Annotated in this window: 16 protein-coding genes; all 16 read right to left on the bottom strand. The window is 72.0% G+C overall.

The features are described 5' to 3' along the window. Nucleotides 1–11: 11 nt before the first annotated feature. The 16 genes from HD596_RS32050 to pyrR all read right to left on the bottom strand — a co-directional run bounded on the left by HD596_RS32050 (nucleotide 12) and on the right by pyrR (nucleotide 19,598). On the bottom strand, nucleotides 12–1,445 hold the full coding sequence (locus HD596_RS32050) for a hypothetical protein (protein WP_185072979.1): 1,434 nt from the start codon (nucleotides 1,443–1,445) through the stop codon (nucleotides 12–14). A gap of 49 nt (nucleotides 1,446–1,494) precedes the next feature. Further along, the gene (locus HD596_RS32045; protein ID WP_185072978.1) at nucleotides 1,495–3,606 is read right to left on the bottom strand and encodes a primosomal protein N'; all 2,112 of its coding nucleotides are present in this window, start codon (nucleotides 3,604–3,606) and stop codon (nucleotides 1,495–1,497) included. A gap of 730 nt (nucleotides 3,607–4,336) precedes the next feature. Next, a complete protein-coding gene (gene metK / locus HD596_RS32040; protein ID WP_185072977.1) occupies nucleotides 4,337–5,527 on the bottom strand; it encodes a methionine adenosyltransferase in 1,191 nt (396 codons plus the stop codon). Between the two features lie 128 nt (nucleotides 5,528–5,655). Beyond that, nucleotides 5,656–5,979 carry a hypothetical protein gene (locus HD596_RS32035; RefSeq protein ID WP_246555004.1) on the bottom strand — a complete coding sequence of 108 codons (324 nt, stop codon included), beginning with the start codon at nucleotides 5,977–5,979 and terminating at the stop codon, nucleotides 5,656–5,658. A gap of 179 nt (nucleotides 5,980–6,158) precedes the next feature. Beyond that, nucleotides 6,159–7,583 (bottom strand): bifunctional phosphopantothenoylcysteine decarboxylase/phosphopantothenate--cysteine ligase CoaBC, encoded by a 1,425-nt coding sequence (gene coaBC, locus HD596_RS32025; RefSeq protein ID WP_246555002.1) that lies wholly within the window; start codon nucleotides 7,581–7,583, stop codon nucleotides 6,159–6,161. Between the two features lie 8 nt (nucleotides 7,584–7,591). Continuing rightward, nucleotides 7,592–7,861 (bottom strand): DNA-directed RNA polymerase subunit omega, encoded by a 270-nt coding sequence (gene rpoZ / locus HD596_RS32020; protein WP_043638590.1) that lies wholly within the window; start codon nucleotides 7,859–7,861, stop codon nucleotides 7,592–7,594. Nucleotides 7,862–7,866: 5 nt separating this feature from the next. Continuing rightward, nucleotides 7,867–8,460 carry a guanylate kinase gene (gmk, locus tag HD596_RS32015; RefSeq protein ID WP_185072975.1) on the bottom strand — a complete coding sequence of 198 codons (594 nt, stop codon included), beginning with the start codon at nucleotides 8,458–8,460 and terminating at the stop codon, nucleotides 7,867–7,869. A gap of 116 nt (nucleotides 8,461–8,576) precedes the next feature. Then, nucleotides 8,577–8,900, bottom strand: coding sequence for an integration host factor, actinobacterial type (gene mihF, locus HD596_RS32010; protein ID WP_020541698.1), 324 nt, complete (start codon nucleotides 8,898–8,900; stop codon nucleotides 8,577–8,579). A 976-nt stretch (nucleotides 8,901–9,876) separates the two neighbouring features. Next, nucleotides 9,877–10,572, bottom strand: coding sequence for an orotidine-5'-phosphate decarboxylase (pyrF, locus tag HD596_RS32005; RefSeq protein WP_185078836.1), 696 nt, complete (start codon nucleotides 10,570–10,572; stop codon nucleotides 9,877–9,879). 49 nt (nucleotides 10,573–10,621) lie between these two features. After that, nucleotides 10,622–11,599, bottom strand: coding sequence for a dihydroorotate dehydrogenase (locus HD596_RS32000; protein WP_185072974.1), 978 nt, complete (start codon nucleotides 11,597–11,599; stop codon nucleotides 10,622–10,624). Further along, on the bottom strand, nucleotides 11,589–12,440 hold the full coding sequence (locus tag HD596_RS31995; RefSeq protein WP_313045296.1) for a dihydroorotate dehydrogenase electron transfer subunit: 852 nt from the start codon (nucleotides 12,438–12,440) through the stop codon (nucleotides 11,589–11,591). Before HD596_RS31995 ends, HD596_RS32000 begins: the two co-directional genes overlap by 11 nt. A 38-nt stretch (nucleotides 12,441–12,478) precedes the next feature. Beyond that, the gene (gene carB, locus HD596_RS31990; RefSeq protein WP_185072973.1) at nucleotides 12,479–15,766 is read right to left on the bottom strand and encodes a carbamoyl-phosphate synthase large subunit; all 3,288 of its coding nucleotides are present in this window, start codon (nucleotides 15,764–15,766) and stop codon (nucleotides 12,479–12,481) included. After that, entirely contained in the window at nucleotides 15,753–16,859 is a 1,107-nt protein-coding gene (gene carA, locus HD596_RS31985; protein ID WP_185072972.1) for a glutamine-hydrolyzing carbamoyl-phosphate synthase small subunit, read from the bottom strand. Before carA ends, carB begins: the two co-directional genes overlap by 14 nt. Continuing rightward, nucleotides 16,856–18,142 (bottom strand): dihydroorotase, encoded by a 1,287-nt coding sequence (locus tag HD596_RS31980; RefSeq protein WP_185072971.1) that lies wholly within the window; start codon nucleotides 18,140–18,142, stop codon nucleotides 16,856–16,858. Before HD596_RS31980 ends, carA begins: the two co-directional genes overlap by 4 nt. Next, nucleotides 18,139–19,056 (bottom strand): aspartate carbamoyltransferase catalytic subunit, encoded by a 918-nt coding sequence (locus HD596_RS31975; RefSeq protein WP_185072970.1) that lies wholly within the window; start codon nucleotides 19,054–19,056, stop codon nucleotides 18,139–18,141. Before HD596_RS31975 ends, HD596_RS31980 begins: the two co-directional genes overlap by 4 nt. After that, the gene (gene pyrR, locus HD596_RS31970; protein WP_185072969.1) at nucleotides 19,053–19,598 is read right to left on the bottom strand and encodes a bifunctional pyr operon transcriptional regulator/uracil phosphoribosyltransferase PyrR; all 546 of its coding nucleotides are present in this window, start codon (nucleotides 19,596–19,598) and stop codon (nucleotides 19,053–19,055) included. The genes HD596_RS31975 and pyrR overlap by 4 nt, the downstream gene beginning before the upstream one ends. Nucleotides 19,599–19,739 lie beyond the last annotated feature (141 nt).

Genomic DNA, 19,739 nt, shown 5'->3' with positions numbered 1-19,739 from the left:
CATGGGCGTACTCAACGGATGGCGCGGGACCGGGCTTTGAAGGCCGCCTTGCGTGCCGCCTTCGCGACCGTGCCGTCGGGGATGGAGCGTCCCAGCAGCTCCAGGACATCCACGACGTCGGGGTGGTCGACCCGCCACATCTCCTCGATCATATGGGCGGGCGGGCCCGAGGCCGCCATGTTCTCGGCGAAGATCTCGGGATCCTCCTCGGCCGCGGGCATCGCGAGTGCCAGCATGTCGACGCTGACCCAGAGCAGCTCCTCCTGGGTGAGCTGCGGCGCGGGCAGCCTTCTGGCGGCCAGCCAGTGGATGACGTGCGGGCGCAGCTCCTGGTCGTCGAGGAAGTCGCGGACGTGGGGCTCGGCCTCGGCGCCCAGCCGGTCGACGATGGTGATCGCGATGCCGCGGGCCACGGCGGGCGCGCCGGAGGCGGCGGCCAGCAGCTCGGCGGCGGCCTCGCCGGGGGCCCGGCCGCTCAGCCAGCGGCTGATGTCCTGCTCGGCGAGCTCGGCGGGCACGCCTTCGAGCAGCCCTTCGATGAGCCCGAGCGCGTCGGCCTCGGCCAGGTCGGGGGCCTCGGGCGCGTCGAGGCCGAGCGACAGGTAGTGCTCGCGCAGCCCCCAGACGGCCAGCGGGGTGAGCTCCGCGCTGTCGTCCGTGACCTGGATCATGCCGCACCACGACAGCCGGTCGAGCGTGCCGGCCAGGTCGGCCTCGCCGTCCTCGGCGATCTCGTCGAGGTAGTCGCCGATCACGGTGAGGGGCACCCGCACCTGGAGCCGGTAGAGCATGTCGAACAGGTCGTAGTGTCCCTCGTCCCGCTCGACCAGGTCGGCGACCCGCGCCGCCCAGCCCTCCAGCGGGTCGCCGGTGTCGGGCAGCGGGTCCTCGGCCAGCATGGGCACGCTCTCCAGCGCCGCGAGGAGGTCCTCCCGGGCAGCCAGCCGGACGGCGGGCAGCGGCGTGCACCCGGGGCAGTCGCAGGGCGCCTCGCCCAGGTCGGGCACCTCGCCGGAGGGGATGGCGATCGCCTGCTCCAGCGACTCGGGGCCGATGGAGCTGAACAGGCTCTTGGCCATGCCGAAGTTCGCCGGGTCGGCGAGGGCCTCGGCCAGACGCGGCGCGATGTCGTCGAGCCTGCCGCGCATGAGCACCGCCGTCGGCTCCGGCACCGCGCCCGCGTCGCTGAGGTAGTCGACGAGGGTGCGGGCGGCGGCGACGGTCTCCGGAGCGCTCTCCGGCGGGGCGATGACCTTGCGCGGGTAGATGGACAGCAGCAGCTCGTCGAAGGTCTCCGGGCTGAAGTCGCCCAGTTCGTTGACGTTGAGGTAGTCGCTGGCGTAGTCGCAGAGCAGGCGGACCTCGTCCGCGTCCACCTCGACTTCCCGCGCGCGCCCCCAAGCGCGCAGGTCGTCGATGGCCTGGTTCACCCATTCGATCGACACATGGGCACGCTAACGGCTGGCCTCCAGATGAGCGAATCGGGGAAATGGTCTAAATCAGGTCGAGCGGGTCGACACTCACCTTCACGACATCGGGCGTCTTACGCGCCGCACGCACCCCACTGGCCCCTTTGAGCGCGGCCGCCAGGGCGGCCCCGCCGGACCTCCGTACCCGGATCATGGCGCGTTCCTGGCCGGCCTCGTCCACGGGTACGGGGCCGAGCACCTCGGCGTCGGGCGGCAGGCGTACCTCGTCGAGCATCTGCCTGACCGCGCTCGCCACGCCGGTGAGCGTGGCCATCCGCACCGCAGGCGGGAAGCCCAGCTCGGCGCGGTCGCCCAGCTCGCGCTCGGCGTGGGTGACGGGGTCCCACCTCAGCAGGGCCTGGACGGCGGGCAGCGCGGCGTCGGCGAGCACCACCAGCTCGGCGCCGGGGCGGAGCAGGGCGGCGGCGTTCATCCACCTGCGCACCGCCTCCTCGCCCGCCCTCAGGTCGGCCCTGCCCAGGAGCGCCCAGCCGTCGAGCAGCACGGCCGCCGCGTAGCCGCCCTCCGCCACGGGCTCGGCGCCCGGGGTGGCGACGACCAGCGCGCGGGCGGCGGGGACGGTGGCCAGGACGCCGTCGCGGCCCGAGGTGCGCACCTGCACGGAGGGGAAGGCCCTGCCGAGCTCCTCCGCGGTGCGCCTGGCGCCGGTGACCACGGCGCGCAGCCTGGGGCTGCCGCAGGACGCGCAGCGCCAGTCGGCGTCCACCCGGCCGCACCAGCGGCAGTAGGGGGCCGCGTGGCCGCCCCGCAGGGCGAGCGGCCCGTGGCACAGGTGACCGGCCTCCGCCGGCGCCTCCGGCATCTGGAAGGCCGTGCCGCCGTCCGCGTCGGGCGGCAGCGCCGCCCTCCGCGTGGGGGGCAGGGAGCAACGGGCGGGAGTACGGCAGTGCCGGCAGGCCAGGGCGGGCAGGTAGCCGCGTCTGGGCACCTGCACCAGCACGGGCCCGCTCTCCAGGCCGTGGCGCAGTACCCGCCAGGCGAGGCTGGGCAGCCTGGCCTGGCGGGCCGCCTGGTCCTTGGCCAGCTCGGCGTCCTCCCCCGCGGGGCGCACCCGGGGGGCCAGACCCCTGATCATCGTGCGGGCGGCCACGATCGGCCTGGCCCAGCCGGAGGCGACGAGCTGGGTCGCCTCGGCGGTGCGCGCGTATCCGCCGATGAGCATCGCGGCGCCGGTCCTGTGGGCGCGCAGGCCGAGCACCTCGCGGGCGTGCGGATACGGCGCCAGGCGCTCGGCGTGGAGGTCGTCACCGTCGTCCCAGATGGCCACCAGGCCGAGATCGGCGACGGGGGCGAACATGGCGGCCCGGGTGCCGACGACGGCCCGTACCTGGCCTCTCAGCACCTTCAGCCACCGTCGGTAGCGCTCGGCCGGGCCGAGGTCGGCGGTGAGCGCGACGTGCCTGTCCGGCCCCAGCACCCGGGCGAACTCGCCGTCGGCCAGCGCCACGTCCTTTCCGTCGGGCACCACGACGACCGCTCCCCTGCCACCGTCCAGCGTCGCCCGGACGGCCTCGGCCGTCGCCCCCGCCCATCCCCTGGCGCCCGGCAGGGCGGACCACACGGCCCGGGGCGCGCGCCCGTCGCGCAGCGCACCGAGGAAGGACGGGCCGGTCGGGTACGCGTCCCATGCGCTTGCGGTCCGGGACGGCTCCGTGGGCGGCAGGTCCTGCTTGGCCGGCTCCTCCGCCTCGGCCTTGGCGTGGCGGGGCGGGACGGCCAGGCGGAGCACGTCGGTCAGGGTGCCCGCGTACCGGTCGGCGACCGCCCTGGCCAGCCCGGCGATCTCGGGGGTGAGCACGCGCTCGGGGGACACCACGCGTTCGAGCGGCATGAGCCTGCCGTCGTGATCGCTCTCGTCGGCCCGTTCCAGCAGGAACCCGTCGATCAGCTTGCCCGCGAACCGCACCCGCACCCGCACGCCCGGCTCGGCCGTCTCGTGCATGGAGTCGGGCACCAGGTAGTCGAAGGGGCGGTCGAGGTGCGGCAGCGGGCTGTCCACCACGACCCTCGCCACGGGGCGCTCGGGGGCGGGCGCGGGGGCCCCTTTGGTGTCCTTCGACGACGCTGGGGGCCGCACGGCGTCGAGCGGCAGAAGGGCGTCGTCGGGTTCGGTCACGCCTAACGTCTACCAGACCGTCCGCCGTGACCGAGCGAGAGCGGACCGTTGCGGAGGCCACCCGCGCCAAGCGGTTCCGGGCACGCCGGCAGACCGCGTTCGCCCAGTTCCTCGACCTTGCCCGGCGGCGATGCGCCCGACGAGCACCTCCAGCGCCACCTCGGCGACCCGGCAAGCGCCCGCGCGGCCAAGCCCCCGGCGAACGCGCGCACCGTCAAGCCCGATGAGCGCCCGCGCAGTCGAGCCCCCGGCGAGCGGCCGCGTGGTGGAGCCCCCGGGACTGCGCGCACGGTCAAGCCCGATGAGCGCCTGCGCAGTCGAGCCTCCGGTGAGCGCAGTCAAGCCGCCAGCGAATGCCCGCGCAGTCAAGCCCAGCGAGCACCCGCGTAGCGGAGCCCCCGGCGAAGGCCCGCGCGTTCAAGCCTCCGGCGAATGCCCGCGTGGTCAAGCCCAGCGAACGCCCGCGTGGTCGAGCCCGGTGGGCCGGGCCCGGGACGCCTGGATGCCCCACCCCGGGACACCCCGCCCGCGCCCGGTGATCCGCCGCCTTGGGTCTGGGCGGTGCCTCGCGTCTGGGCGGTCCGATGGCCGAGCGGCAGCGGCGAGCACGCCCCCGGGCCTCAAGGCCGCGAGGGCCGTCTCCCGGAGCAGCGCCGACTCCGGGGCGCGCCAGACACGCCCAGAGGCGCCGCACAGCAAGGCGGCGCCTGTTGAGGTCGGACGGCGTGGGTCAGAGGCCGGCGGCGGTGCGCAGGGCCTCGGCGCGGTCCGTGGACTCCCAGGAGAAGCCCTCACGGCCGAAGTGGCCGTAGGCGGCGGTCTCCGAGTAGATCGGGCGCAGCAGGTCGAGGTCGCGGATGATGGCGGCCGGACGCAGGTCGAAGACCTGGAGGACGGCCTCCTGGATCTTCTCGACCGGCAGCTTCTCGGTGCCGAAGCACTCCACGAACAGACCCACCGGCTGCGCCTTGCCGATCGCGTACGCGACCTGGACCTCGCACCGGTCGGCCAGGCCGGCGGCGACGACGTTCTTGGCCACCCAGCGCATGGCGTAGGCCGCCGAGCGGTCGACCTTGGACGGGTCCTTGCCGGAGAAGGCCCCGCCACCGTGGCGGGCCATGCCGCCGTAGGTGTCGATGATGATCTTGCGGCCGGTCAGGCCGGCGTCGCCCATGGGGCCGCCGATCTCGAAGCGGCCGGTCGGGTTGACCAGCAGGCGGTAGCCCTCGGTGTCGAGGTCGTCGAGGGTGGCCAGCACGGGGTCGACCACGTGCTCCTTGATGTCCGGCGTCAGCATCTCCTGCAGGTCGATCTCCGCCGCGTGCTGCGTGGAGACCACCACGGTGTCGAGGCGGACGGGCGTGTCGCCGTCGTACTCGATCGTCACCTGCGTCTTGCCGTCGGGACGGAGGTAGGGCACCGTGCCGCTCTTGCGCACCTCCGACAACCGCTGAGCCAGCCGGTGGGCCAGGGTGATCGGCAGCGGCATGAGCTCGGGGGTCTCGCGGCAGGCGAAGCCGAACATGAGGCCCTGGTCGCCCGCGCCCTGGCGGTCCAGCTCGTCCTCGGCCTGGTCGACCCGGCTCTCGTAGGCGTCGTTGACGCCCTGGGCGATGTCGGGGGACTGGGCGCCGATGGACACCGACACGCCACACGAAGCGCCGTCGAAGCCCTTGTGAGAGGCGTCGTAGCCGATCTCGAGGATCTTCTCCCGGATGAGGGCCGGGATGTCGACGTAGGTCTCGGTGGTGACCTCGCCTGCGACATGGACCTGGCCGGTAGTGATCAGCGTCTCGACCGCGACCCGGCTCTTGGGGTCGTCCTTGAGCATGGCGTCGAGAATCGCGTCACTGATCTGGTCAGCGATCTTGTCCGGGTGGCCCTCGGTGACCGACTCGGAGGTGAACAGGCGACGTGACAACTCAGTGGCTCCTCATGCAGCGGCTGCTGACGGATTTAAGGCCCGGGACGCATGGGCATGCCTGGGCCTCGCCGAAGTCTAGCCCCACCCGGCGCCAGGGCGCGAAACCGCTCGCGATCCGGTTTCCGTCACAGCTCGGGCAAGGGGTCGGGCGGCAGGGTCTCCGGCGCGAAGACCTCCGCGTCGGCGGCCGCCACCACCGCGGCGTACTCCTCATCGAACTCGAACATCATGGAGTCCAGCTCGATGATCGGTCCAGGAAGGATGGGGCCGAGCCTGGTGTGTCGCGGGAACTCCGCGAACACCGCGACCGGCCGATCGCTCCTGAGCGTCCTGGTGGCCAGCACCGAGATGGCGGAAGCGGTGACCACGACCAGGAAATTCCCCGTCCCGCCCGGTCCCGCCGACACCGCCGGAAAGACGTAGCGGATCTCTCCCTGGTCGCCGAGCAATGTTCTACAACGGTCTCTGACAGCAGAACCCACCGGCATTCCGTCCCCCTTCGCCCCAAGTATCCGCAGGCGTACAGGGGTGGGCAATAGGTGATCAGGTAATCGCTCTTGCACGATTCGAACGGTCCAACGCCGGGTATGAGCACCGGATACGTACGTCCCGGAAGGCCAGGGCCACGCTAGGGGAGGCGGGCCGCCACGAGGTCCCACACGACGTCCGCGAGGGCCTCCTTGGGCCCGAACGGCACCTCCACCGGATCCCCGCCCGCCACCAGCACGGTGGCCGCGTTGTCGGTCGTGCCGAACGCCAGCCCCTCCCCCACCTGGTTGACGACCAGCAGGTCGCACCCCTTGCGGGCAAGCTTGGCCTGGCCGTTGGCGAGCACGTCGTGCGTCTCGGCCGCGAACCCGACGATCACCTCGGGGTACGCCCCACGCTCTGGGCGCGCCACGAAATCACCCGACTCGGGCCCGGCGACGGCAAGCTCCGGCGCAGCAGCGGCAGACTCCGGCCCAGTGGTGGCACCGGCAGGCTCCGGCCCGACAGCGGCGGGTTCCGGCCCGGTGGCGGCACCAGCAAGGTCCGGCCCGGCAGCGGCGGGATCCGGGACCGTGGCGGCCGGGAGGGGCGGCTTCGTGCCTCCGGCACGCGTCCGTGCGGCGCGGGCCTCGCGGCGGATGGTGCCGAGTTCGGCGAGGATGTCGGGATTCTTGGCCAGGAAGATCGGCTCCGGCTCGCCGTCCGTCTTCTTGATCTTCGCCTCGTGCCGCGTGGCGGGCCGGAAGTCGGCCACCGCGGCGGCCATGACCACCACGTCGGCGTCGGCCGCGGCGGCGAGCACCGCATCGCGCAGCTCGGACGCCGACTCCACGCGCACCACCTTGGCCCCGGCGGGGTCGGGCAGCGTGACGTTGGCCGCCACCAGCGTCACCTCGGCGCCCCGGGCGACAGCCGTGCGCGCCAGCGCGTAGCCCTGCCGCCCCGAGGAGCGGTTGCCGAGGTAGCGGACCGGGTCGATCGCCTCCCGCGTGCCTCCCGCGGAGACGACGACCTTGCGCCCGGCCAGGTCGCGGGGCCGGCCGCGCAGCACCCGCAGGCAGACCTCGAAGATCTCCGCGGGGTCGGGCAGGCGCCCAGGGCCGGTGTCGGCGCCGGTGAGGCGCCCGACGGCGGGGTCGATCACGACGGCGCCCCGCTCGCGCAGCGTCGCGACGTTGGCGCGGGTGGCGGGGTGCTGCCACATCTCGGTGTGCATCGCGGGCGCGAACACGACCGGGCAGGTGGCCGTCAGCAGCGTGTTGGTGAGCAGGTCGCCGGCCAGCCCGTGGGCCGCCCTGGCGAGCACGTCAGCGGTCGTGGGCGCCACCACGACGAGATCGGCCTGCTTGCCGATCCGCACGTGGGGCACCTCGTGAACGTCGTCCCAGACCTCGGCGGACACGGGGTTGCCGGACAGGGCGGCCCAGGTGGGCGCGCCCACGAACTTCAGCGCCTCGCGGGTCGGCACGACCCGCACCTCGTGTCCGGACTCGGTGAACAGGCGCAGCAGCTCGCAAGCCTTGTACGCGGCGATGCCGCCGCTGACGCCCAGGACGACCTTCATCGAAGGCGTCAGACCGCGCCTTCGATGGGCTCGGCGTTGAGCAGGCCCTCGGAGACCTCGCGCAGCGCGATGGACAGCGGCTTCTCCTGCGCGTGCGTCTCGACCAGCGGGCCGACGTACTCCAGCAGGCCCTCGCCGAGCTGGGAGTAGTAAGCGTTGATCTGGCGGGCGCGCTTGGCACCCATGATCACCAGGGAGTATTTGCTGTCGACGATGTCGAGCAGCGCGTCGATCGGCGGGTTGGTGATGCCCTCCGCGGCCGGGGTGGTGCCTGCCACGATTGTCAGACCTCTCGGTTGGTGGTTGTCGTGACCCCCTGAGGGTCAGTCATCAAGGCTATCAGCCGGCGGCACACGTCTTGGACGCTTGTGTTCACGAGTGTCAAGTCGAACTCCTGCTCCGCGGCCATCTCGACCCGCCCCGCCTCCAGGCGGCGCGCGATGACGTCCTCGGGCTCGGTGCCGCGGCCACGCAGCCGCTTCTCCAGCTCCTCCCAGGTGGGCGGGGCCAGGAACACCAGCAGGGCCTCGGGCATGCTCCTGCGCACCTGCCTGGCGCCTTCGAGGTCGATCTCGAGCAGGGTGGGGACCCCGTCGGCGAGCTTCTTCAGCACCGGCTCGCGCGGCGTGCCGTAGCGGTTTCCCGCGAACTCCGCCCACTCGAGCAGTTCCCCGGCCGTCACGAGCCGGTCGAACTCCTCGCCGTCGACGAAGTAGTAGTGGACCCCGTTCACCTCACCGGGACGGGGCCTCCTGGTTGTCACCGAGACCGACAGCCACACCGCGGGGTGTGCCCGCCGGAGCTCGGCGACGACCGTGGACTTGCCGACGCCCGACGGCCCTGAAAGGACCGTCAGCCGCCGTTCGCTCAAGGGCAAGAATCCGACCTCCGCGCCGGGCCCGAATGCCTCGTAGGCACTGACTTCGCCGGACCAGGACCTGTCGGTCACTTTCCTACCCCCCGTTGAACCTGCGCTTTCTTGTGGAACAGAGATTAGCTCTCGTTGCCACCGAACTCGCGCTCGAGGGAGGCCCTCTGGTTCGCGCCGAGACCCCGCACGCGGCGGGACTCGGCGATGGCAAGCCGCTCCATGAGCTGCTTGGCGCGGACCTTGCCGACGCCGGGGAGCGATTCCAACAGAGCCGACACCTTCATCTTGCCGATGACGTCGTCGGTCTGCCCATCCTTGAGCACCTCAGCCAGAGAAACCGCGCCATGCTTGAGCCGGTTCTTGACCTCGGCACGCTCTTTACGGGCCTTGGCAGCCTTCTCCAGGGCTGCGGCGCGCTGCTCGGGGGTCAGTGGAGGAAGAGCCACGCCGGGTCACCTCGAATTTCTGTCGATGTACTCGGACGGGAAGGGAAACTAGCTGGTCATCGCCCCCTAAGCAACGTCAAGCGCCGTTTCTCTGCTCACAAAATCCACTTCATCACTCTGCGTGATCGTAAAATCACATTGTGCTGATCAAATCGCCCTCACTTCCCGGTTCGCGCGTCGGCCCGCGACGGTGTCGCGAAACGCAACGATGATCGCATTCCAGCCACCCACCAATGTCCGAAACCCCGCCCAGACCAGGGCCGAAACCCATTCCGAAGATCGCGTGCGCAGCCCCCCGCGGATGCATTACGATCTTGCAAGGCACCCGCCACAACATGATCCACAACCCCCGGACGGCACCCCCGCGTCACGGACTCGGCCGCGCTGCGTTGACCGCCGCGACGGTGAGGCTGTGGGGAGATCGACTACCGGCCGGACCGAGGGGCCGGACGCCCACACGGTTGGGGCGATCGCTCGGGTGGGTGGAGCAGGAGGCGCCGGCCCGCGCTGAGGAGCCGGGCGCCCGTTCGGGCGGGCCGCTCGGATGGGCGGAACAGGAGGCTCCGGCGCGCGCTGAGGGGCCGTGCGCGATGGGCCGACGACTCATCACGGAGCCGGTCAAGAGTGCGCGTCGTCACGGCGACCGGCCCGTGAGCCTTCACGACCGGCCATGACAGACGGCAACGCACGTCGGCGCGTGCGGCCCACCGTGCGCAGCCGTAAAGGATCGGCTTGAGCGGCCCGACCCAGCGTGCGCGGCCCTGAAGGATCACGGGCTTGAGCGGCGCGACCCAGCGTGCGCGGCCCTGAAGGATCACGGGCTTGAGCGGCCCGACCCAGCGTGCGCGGCCCTGAAGGATCACGGGCTTGAGCGGCGCCGCCCACCGTGCGTGGCCGTGAAGGATCACGGGTTTGAGCGACGCCGCCCGCCGCGCGCAGCTGAAAAGGACGCCCTGAGCAGCGGGCTAGAGAAGGGTTAAGACGCGCGCCGGAGGGACGATGCGATGGCGGCGGCGGCTGCGCCCGGGTCGGGGGAGGCGGTGATGGGGCGGCCGATGACGAGGAGGTCGGCGCCGTCGGCGAGGGCCCGTTCGGGCGTGGCGACCCGCGCCTGGTCCTGCGCGTCGACCCCCGTGGGCCGCACCCCCGGCGTGATGAGCGTGATCCCCTCCCCCACCTCCGCCCGCACCGCGGACACCTCGTTGGGCGAGCACACCAGCCCCTTTGCGCCCGACTCCACCGACAGGGCGGCCAGGCGGCGCACGGCGTCGTCGGCGGGCCCCTCGAGCCCGATGCGCGCCAGGTCGGCCTCCGACAGCGAGGTCAGGATCGTCACCGCGGCGATCTCGGTCTGCGGGTCCGCGGCCTCCACGGCGGCGCGGATCATGGCGGGGCCTCCGGCGGCGTGCACGGTGAGGATGGCTGGGCGCAGCCGGGAGACGGCGCGGGAGGCGCCGGCGACGGTGTTGGGGATGTCGTGGAGCTTGAGGTCGAGGAACACCTGCACGCCGCTGGCCCCGCGCACCGAGGCGATCACGTCGGGGCCGTAGCGGAGGTAGAGCTCCAGACCCACCTTGACCGTGCTGACGTGCGGCGTCACCAGGGCCGCCCACCGGGCGGCGGTCTCCAGGTCCGGGGCGTCCAGGGCGACGGCGATGGGCGCGGGGGTCAGGAGCGGGGCGGGAGTCAAGACGAACTCTCCTCGGTACGGCGGCTGATGATCATGGTGTGCTCTCTTCGGAGTCGACGAGCAGGTGGCGGGGGGCGCTCCCCGGCGGACGGTGGGCGAGGCCGACGGCGTCGGCCAGGCGCTGGAAGCCGCGGGCCCTCAGAAGGTCCTCAAGCTCGCGTTCGATGCGCAGGCAGGCGTAGGGGTCGTGGAACAGCGCCGTGCCCACTCCGACCACGCAGGCGCCCGCCAGGACGAGCTGGAAGGCGTCCCTGCCGCTCATCACGCCGCCGATGCCGATGAGGGGCACCCCGGGCAGGGCCGCGTGGACCTGCCACACGCACCGTACGGCGAGCGGCAGGATCGCGGGCCCCGACAGCCCTCCGGTCACGGCGGCGAGCGAGGGCCGCAGCGCCTCGGTGTCGATGGCCATGCCCAGCGGATTGTTGATCATGGACAGCGCGTCGGCCCCCGCGTCCACGCAGGCCCGCGCGACCGACACGATGTCGGCCACGTCGGGGGCCAGCTTGGCCACGACCGGCACGTCGTAGCGCATGATGGAGCGGACCGAGGCGATCACCTCGGCCGCGGCGCTGCCCTCGCGGGCGAAGACGCGGCCGCGGTCCTCGATGTTCGGGCAGGAGAGGTTGACCTCGAGGGCGGTGACCCCGGGCGCGTCGGCGAGCCTGCGGGCCAGCTCGGAGTATTCGGCGACGGTGCCGCCGCCGATCGAGACGATGGTCTTGATGCCCCGCTGCGCGAGCCAGGGCAGCTCGCGCTCCAGGAACGCGTCGATGCCCGGCCCCTGCAGGCCGACCGCGTTGAGCATGCCCGAGGGCGTCTCGGCCATGCGCGGCGTGGGCCGCCCGGCACGCGGGGCCATGGTGATGGAGCGGGTGGTCAGCGCGCCGAGCCGGTGCAGGTCGAAGAACTGGGCCAGCTCCCGCCCGGAGGCGGCGCATCCGGCGGCCGTGGTGATCGGGTTCGCGAGCTCCACATGCGCCAGAAATGTCCGCATATCAACTGACATGTCGTGCACCGCCTCCGGGGGCGCCGAGCGCGTCGAACGGGATCGTTCCCACGTCCTCGAAGCGCACCCGCTCCCCCCGGAACACCGGTCCTTCCGCGCACGCCCGCACCATCCTGGTCACCCCGTCGTCCCCGATGACGGGCAGCACGCACGTCATGCACACCCCGATGCCGCAGGCCATCGACTCCTCGACGGCCACCTGCACCGGGATGTCGAACTCCATCGACACCGCCGTCACGGCCCGCAGCGTCTCCATCGGCGCGCAGGCGTAGACGGCGTCGGCCCGCGTGTCGGCGATCACCGACGGTAGCGCGTCGGTGACCTTGCCGCGGAGCCCGAGCGAGCCGTCCTCGGTGGTCAGCGTGGTGGTCTCGGCGATGCGGCGGGCCCGCATCGCCCCGAACACCCGCTCGGCCCCGGCGCCGCCCAGCACGAAGTCGACCCGGCAGCCCCGCGCCAGCAGCGCGTCGGCCAGCGGGAACAGCACCGCGGAGCCGTACTCGGCGCCGACCAGCACGCAGTGCGCCGGGTCGCGCGGCAGCGGAAAGGGCCGGCCGAGCGGGCCGACCAGGTCGAGCGTGTCGCGGGCGCGCCGCTCGGCCAGCCACGCCGTGCCGGGGCCCCGGGCGGTGAAGACCAGCTCGACCGTGCCGCCGTAGTCGGACTTGACGTCATGGATCGACAGCGCGCGGCGCGTCACCATCGACGTCTGGCCCCCGCCGACCGCGACGGAGACGAAGTGACCGGGGCGGTAGCGCTCGGCTATGCCGGGCGCCACCACCGTCAGCGCATGGTAGGCGTCGACCCGGCGCGTGGTCAGCACCGTGCCCGTCACCTGCACCGGAGTGCCGGCCAGTCGTCTTCACCTCCCGTGCGGGGTCAGCCCCGGAGTGCCTGTGCGTGCTCCTGGAGCGACCGTACGCCGACATCGCCGCGGACGATCGCCTGGATGCCCGCCGCCGCCGCGGCGAGCCCCGACACCGTGGTGATGCACGGGATGCCGCGCAGCACCGCGGCGGTGCGGATCTCGTAGCCGTCGAGCCGCGGCCCCGACTGCCCGGGGCTGCCGAAGGGCGTGTTGACGATCAGGTCGACCTCGCCGTCGAGAATGGCCTGCACGCTCGTGCGCTCACCTCCGGGACCAGGACCCTCGCTCTGCTTTCGCACGATCTTGGCATGGACGCCGTTGCGGCGCAGCACCTCGGCGGTCCCCTCGGTGGCCAGGATCTCGAATCCGAGATCCGCGAGCGCCTTCACAGGGAAGATCATGGCACGCTTGTCCCGGTTGGCCACGGACACGAACGCGCGTCCCTTGGTCGGCAGCTCGCCGTAGGCGGCCGCCTGGGACTTGGCGAACGCGATCCCGAAGAACTCGTCGATGCCCATGACCTCGCCCGTGGAGCGCATCTCGGGCCCCAGCACGATGTCCACGCCCCGGAACCGGTTGAACGGCAGCACCGCCTCCTTGACCGCGATCGACGAGTCCAGCGGCAGCGTCCCGCCGTCGCCGGTCTCGGGCAGCATGCCCTCCTCGCGCAGCGAGGCGATCGACGCGCCGAGCATCACCCGGGCCGCCGCCTTGGCCAGCGGCACCGCCGTGGCCTTGGACACGAACGGCACGGTGCGGCTGGCCCGCGGGTTGGCCTCCAGGACGTAGAGGACGCCGGCCGACATCGCGTACTGGACGTTCAGCAGCCCGCGCACGCCCACCCCGGCGGCGATGGCCTCGGTGGCGGCGCGGATGCGCTTGATGTCGTGGCTGCCGAGCGTGATGGGCGGCAGCGCGCACGCCGAGTCGCCGGAGTGGATCCCGGCCTCCTCGATGTGCTCCATGACGCCGCCGAGATAGAGCTCCGACCCGTCGTAGAGGGCGTCGACGTCGATCTCGATGGCCTCGTCCAGGAACTTGTCCACCAGCACCGGGTGGCCGCCCTCCTGGGCCGCCATGTACGTCGTCAGCGTCTCCTCGTCGTACACGATGGCCATGCCGGCGCCGCCGAGCACGTAGGACGGCCGGACGAGCACGGGGTAGCCGATCTCCTCGGCGATCTCCCGGGCCTCGGCGACGGTGAGCGCGGTGCCGTGCTTGGGCGCGGGCAGCCCCGCCTCGGCCAGCACCCGCCCGAACGCGCCGCGCTCCTCGGCCAGGTGGATCGACTCCGGCGAGGTGCCCACCACGGGCACGCCCGCGTCCTTGAGCGCCTGCGCCAGCCCCAGCGGCGTCTGGCCGCCGAGCTGCACGATCACGCCCACGACCGGCCCGGTCTGCTGCTCGGCGTAGACGACCTCCAGCACGTCCTCCAGCGTGAGCGGCTCGAAGTAGAGCCGGTCGGAGGTGTCGTAGTCGGTCGAGACGGTCTCCGGGTTGCAGTTGACCATGACGGTCTCGAACCCGGCCCTGGACAGCTCGAACGAGGCGTGCACGCACGCGTAGTCGAACTCGATGCCCTGCCCGATCCGGTTGGGCCCGGAGCCGAGGATGATGACCTTCTGGCGCTCGCCGGAGGGGACCTCGTTCTCCTCGTCGTAGGTGGAGTAGAGGTACGGCGTCTTCGCGGCGAACTCGGCGGCGCAGGTGTCGACGGTGTTGTAGACCGGCCGCAGCCCCAGCGCGTGGCGCAGGTCGCGCACCCGGGCCTCGTCGATGCCGCGAATCTCGCCGATCTGGGCGTCGCTGAACCCGTGCCGCTTGGCCCGCTCGAGCACCTCGGAGGTCAGCTCGGCGGCGCCGGCGATCTCCCCGGCCTCCTCGTGGAGCAGGAAGAGCTGGTCGACGAACCACGGGTCGACGCTGGTCGCCTCGAACAGCTCCGCCGGCGTGGCGCCCGCCCTGATGGCCTGCTGCATCGTCCGCAGCCGCCCGTCGTGCGGGGTGCGGCAGCGCTCGAGCAGCTCGTCCTTGTCGCCCGGCGTGCCCGCCCAGGAGAAGGAGGACTCCTTCTTCTCCAGCGACCGCAGCGCCTTCTGCAGCGCCTCGGGGAAGGAGCGGCCGATGGCCATGGCCTCGCCCACGGACTTCATGTGCGTGGTGAGCGTCTGGTCGGCGCCCCTGAACTTCTCGAACGCGAACCTCGGCACCTTCACCACGATGTAGTCGAGCGTCGGCTCGAAGGAGGCCGGGGTCTCCTTGGTGATGTCGTTGGGGATCTCGTCGAGGGTGTAGCCGATGGCCAGCTTGGCCGCGATCTTCGCGATCGGGAACCCGGTGGCCTTGGAGGCCAGGGCGCTCGATCGGGACACGCGCGGGTTCATCTCGATGACGATCATGCGACCGGTGCGCGGGTCGACCGCGAACTGGATGTTGCAGCCGCCGGTGTCGACGCCGACCTCGCGGATGACGGCGATGGCGACGTCGCGCATGTTCTGGTATTCGCGGTCGGTCAGGGTCAGCGCGGGCGCGACGGTGACGCTGTCGCCGGTGTGGACGCCCATCGGGTCGATGTTCTCGATGGAGCAGACGATGACGACGTTGTCGTGCTTGTCGCGCATGACCTCCAGCTCGTACTCCTTCCAGCCGAGGATCGACTCCTCCAGGAGCACCTCGGTGGTCGGAGAGGCGTCGAGGCCGGCGCCGGCGATGCGGCGCAGGTCCACCTCGTCGTAGGCGAAGCCGGAGCCGGCCCCGCCCATGGTGAACGACGGCCTGACCACGACCGGGTAGCCCAGCTCATCCGCGGCGGCCAGGCACTCCTCCATCGTGTGGCAGATGGCCGACCTGGCCGACTCGGCGTTGAGCCCGCGCTCGCGGGCCACCTTGGCGACGATCTCCTTGAACCGCTCGCGGTTCTCCCCCGCCTGGATCGCGTCGAAGTCGGCGCCGATCAGCTCGACGCCGTACTTCTCCAGCACGCCCGACTCGTGCAGCGCGACCGCGGTGTTGAGCGCGGTCTGCCCGCCCAGGGTCGGCAGCAGCGCGTCGGGCCGCTCCTTGGCGATGATCTTCTCGACGTACTCGGGGGTGATCGGCTCGACGTACGTGGCGTCGGCGAACTCGGGGTCCGTCATGATCGTCGCCGGGTTGCTGTTGACCAGGACGACGCGGAAGCCCTCGGCCCGCAGCACGCGGCACGCCTGGGTGCCGGAGTAGTCGAACTCGCACGCCTGGCCGATCACGATCGGCCCCGAGCCGATCACCAGGACGGACCTGATGTCCTCACGCTTGGGCACGGCTGATGACCTCGCAGAACTCGTCGAAAAGGTAGGCGGCGTCGTGGGGCCCCGCGGCGGCCTCCGGGTGGTACTGGACGCTGAAGGCCCGCCCGTCGAGCAGGCGCAGCCCCTCCACGCAGCGGTCGTTGAGGTTGACGTGGCTGACCTCGGCCTGGCCGTACGGGGTCTCGAACGGCCCGTCGAGCGGCGCCCGCACCGCGAACCCGTGGTTGTGCGCCGAGATCTCGACCTTGCCGGTGCGCACGTCCTGGACGGGCTGGTTGACGCCCCGGTGCCCGTAGCGCAGCTTGTAGGTGGAAAGGCCCAGGGCCCGCCCGAAGAGCTGGTTGCCGAAGCAGATCCCGAAGAACGGGACCCTGGCCTCCAGCACCCCTCGCAGCGCGCTCACGTCGGCCGTGGCGGGGTCGCCGGGCCCGTTGGAGAAGAAGACCCCGTCCGGCTCGACCGCCATGATCTGCTCGTACGTGGCCGTCGCGGGCAGCACGTGCACCTCGCAGCCGCGCTCGGCCATCCGGTGCGGCGTCATGCCCTTGATGCCGAGGTCGACGGCCGCGACCGTGAACCTCTTGGCTCCGATCGCGGGCACCACGTACGGCTCGGCGGTGGCCACCTCGGCGGCCAGGTCGGCGCCCTCCATGCGGGGCGACTGGCGCACCCGCTCGACCAGTTCCTCGACCGGCACGGTGGGCGCGGTGAAGATGCCGGCGCGCATGGCGCCGCGCTCGCGCAGGTGGCGGGTGAGCGCGCGGGTGCCGGAGATGGCGATCCCGACGACGCCCTGCTCCTTGAGGTAGTCGTCGAGCGAGCGGTTGGCCCGCCAGTTGGAGACGATCCTGGACGGCTCGCGCACGACGTAGCCGGCGACCCAGACGCGCCCGGACTCGGGGTCCTCGTCGTTGACGCCGGTGTTGCCGATGTGGGGCGCCGTCATGGCGACGATCTGCCGATGGTAGGACGGGTCCGTGAGGGTCTCCTGGTAGCCGGTCATGCCGGTGTTGAAGACCATCTCGCCGAACGTCTCGCCCTCGGCGCCGTACGGACGTCCCTGGAAGACGCGGCCGTCTTCCAGGACGAGCACCGATGTGTTCAAACCAGCTTCCCTTCGAGAACGGTCGCCCTGCCGCGCAGGAACGTGGCCACCACCCGGCCGGGCAGCGTCATCCCCTCATAGGGGGTGTTCCTGCTCTTCGACGCGAATGCGGACGGATCCACTTCAGTGCGCGCGGACGGGTCGTACAGCGTGATGTTGGCCGGGGCGCCCACCTCCAGCGGCTGCCCCTGGCCGCCGAGCCGGCCGATGCGGGCCGGGACGACGGACATGCGCTGGGCGACGCCCGCCCAGTCGAGCAGGCCGGTCTCGACCATGGCCTCCTGGACCACGCTGAGCGCCGTCTCCAGGCCCACCATGCCCATGGCCGCGGCCGACCACTCGGTCTCCTTGTCCTCGACCGGGTGGGGGGCGTGGTCGGTGGCGACGATGTCGATCGTGCCGTCGGCCAGCGCGGCCCGCAGCGCCTCGACGTCGGCGCGGGTGCGCAGCGGCGGGTTGACCTTGTAGATCGGGTTGTACGCGCCCACCGGGGACTCCTCGACCAGGTCGTCGGTGAGCAGGAGGTGGTGCGGGGTGACCTCGCAGGTGACGTTCCAGCCCTTGGACTTGGCCCAGCGGATGATCTCGACCGAGCCGGCCGTGGAGACGTGGCAGATGTGCAGCCGGGAGCCGACGTGGGCGGCCAGGAGGCAGTCGCGGGCGATGATCGCCTCCTCGGCGACCGCGGGCCAGCCGGTCAGGCCGAGCCTGCCGGAGACCACGCCCTCGTTCATCTGGGCCCCGGCGGTGAGCCTGGGCTCCTGGGCGTGCTGGGCGATGACGCCGTCGAACGCCTTGACGTATTCGAGGGCGCGGCGCATCAGCACGGCGTCGTCCACGCACTTGCCGTCGTCGGAGAAGACCCGCACGCGGGCGGCCGAGTCGGCCATCGCGCCCAGCTCGGCGAGGTGCTTGCCCTCCAGGCCGACGGTGACGGCGCCGACGGGGTGGACGTCGCAGTGGGCGAATTCGCGCCCGAGCCGCCACACCTGCTCGACGACCCCCGCGGTGTCGGCGACCGGCGAGGTGTTGGCCATGGCGTGCACGGCGGTGTAGCCGCCGCGGGCGGCCGACTGGGTGCCGGTCTGCACGGTCTCGGCGTCCTCGCGGCCGGGCTCGCGCAGGTGGGTGTGCAGGTCGACGAGGCCGGGCAGCGCGATCGCGCCGCCGCCGTCGACGGTCTCGGGCCCCTCCAGGCCCGGCCCGATCTCGGCGATCTCCCCGTCGGCGACGCGGATGTCGACGAGATCCCCGCCCAGAATCCTGACATTCTTGATGATCACGCGCTCTCTCCCCCCAGCAGCAGGTACAGCACCGCCATGCGAATGGTCACACCGTTGGCGACCTGCTCGACGATCGTGGAGCGCGCCGAGTCGGCCACCTCCGCGGCGATCTCCATGCCCCGGTTCATCGGCCCGGGATGCATCACGATGGCGTCCTCGGGCATCTTGGCGAACCGGTCCCGGTCCAGGCCGTACCGGCGTGAGTACTCCCGTTCGCTGGGGAAGTAGGCGGCGTTCATCCGCTCCTTCTGCACCCGCAGCATCATCACCACGTCCGACTTCGGCAGCACCGCGTCCAGGTCGTAGGAGACCTCGCACGGCCAGGAGCCGACGGAGACGGGCAGCAGCGTCGGCGGCGCCACCAGCGTGACGTCGGCGCCGAGCGTGTCGAGCAGCAGCACGTTGGAGCGGGCGACCCGGCTGTGCAGCACGTCGCCGACGATCGTGACCTTGCGCCCTTCGAGGCTGCCCAGGCGGCGGCGCATCGAGAAGGCGTCGAGCAGGGCCTGCGTGGGGTGCTCGTGGGTGCCGTCGCCGGCGTTGACGACGCTGCCGTGCACCCAGTTGGCCAGGCGGTGCGGCGCGCCGGAGGCGCCGTGGCGGATGACGACCGCGTCGGCGCCCATGGCCTCGAGGGTGAGCGCGGTGTCCTTGAGCGACTCGCCCTTGGACACGCTCGACCCCTTGGCCGAGAAGTTGATCACGTCGGCGGACAGCCGCTTGGCCGCCGCCTCGAACGAGATGCGCGTGCGGGTGGAGTCCTCGAAGAACAGGTTGACCACGGTGCGCCCGCGCAGCGTGGGCAGCTTCTTGATGGAACGTTCCGAGACCCTCGCCAGCTCCTCGGCGGTGTCGAGGATGAGGAGCGCGTCGTCCTTGGTGAGGTCGCCCGCGGAGATCAGGTGGCGGTTCACTTGGCGTCCCCCTTCATGAGCAGCACGGCGTCGCGGCCGTCGATCTCCTGCAGGTAGACCTTGACCTTCTCGCTCTTGGCCGTCGGGAGGTTCTTGCCGACGTAGTCGGCGCGGATGGGCAGCTCGCGGTGGCCGCGGTCGACCAGCGTGGCCAGCTGCACCGCGGTGGGCCGGCCGAGGTCGTTGAGCGCGTCGAGCGCGGCGCGCACGGTGCGGCCGGAGTAGAGGACGTCGTCCACGAGCACCACGACCCTGCCGTCGATGCCGTCCGGCGGCAGCTCGGTGCGGCCGAGCGGCCTGGCGGGCTTGAGCCGCAGGTCGTCACGGTACATCGTGATGTCGATGGAGCCGACGGGGATCTTGACGCCTTCGAACTGCTCGATGCGGTCGCCGAGCCTGCGGGCCAGCGTGGCGCCGCGGGTCGGGATGCCGAGGAGCACGACGTCGTCGGCGCCCTTGGTGCGCTCGAGGATCTCGTGCGCTATGCGGGTAAGCGCCCGGTGGATGTCCGGGGCCTCCAGGACGGCCCTGGAATCGGACATGGCGAATCTCACCACCTTTCCCGCCTCACGGGACGGGTCTTAAAAGGGTGTTGGTCGGCACACACAGTACCAGGGGCTACCAGGAACAACGCGAGCGGGCTCCCGTGGCGTCACGAGCCTTCATCGGGGTACGGATGGCGT

The organism is Nonomuraea jabiensis (genome assembly GCF_014204795.1).
Taxonomy (GTDB): Bacteria; Actinomycetota; Actinomycetes; order Streptosporangiales; family Streptosporangiaceae; genus Nonomuraea; species Nonomuraea jabiensis.
Note: the sequence above shows the minus strand (reverse complement) of the source record. Positions and strands in the feature narration are given on the sequence as shown.

Bases quoted from the DNA above. Each gene is read 5' to 3' on its own strand.
- HD596_RS32000 (WP_185072974.1), bottom strand. From the start codon at position 11,599: ATGTCAGTTGATATGCGGACATTTCTGGCGCATGTGGAGCTCGCGAAC.
- coaBC (WP_246555002.1), bottom strand. From the start codon at position 7,583: ATGAAGGTCGTCCTGGGCGTCAGCGGCGGCATCGCCGCGTACAAGGCT.
- pyrR (WP_185072969.1), bottom strand. From the start codon at position 19,598: ATGTCCGATTCCAGGGCCGTCCTGGAGGCCCCGGACATCCACCGGGCG.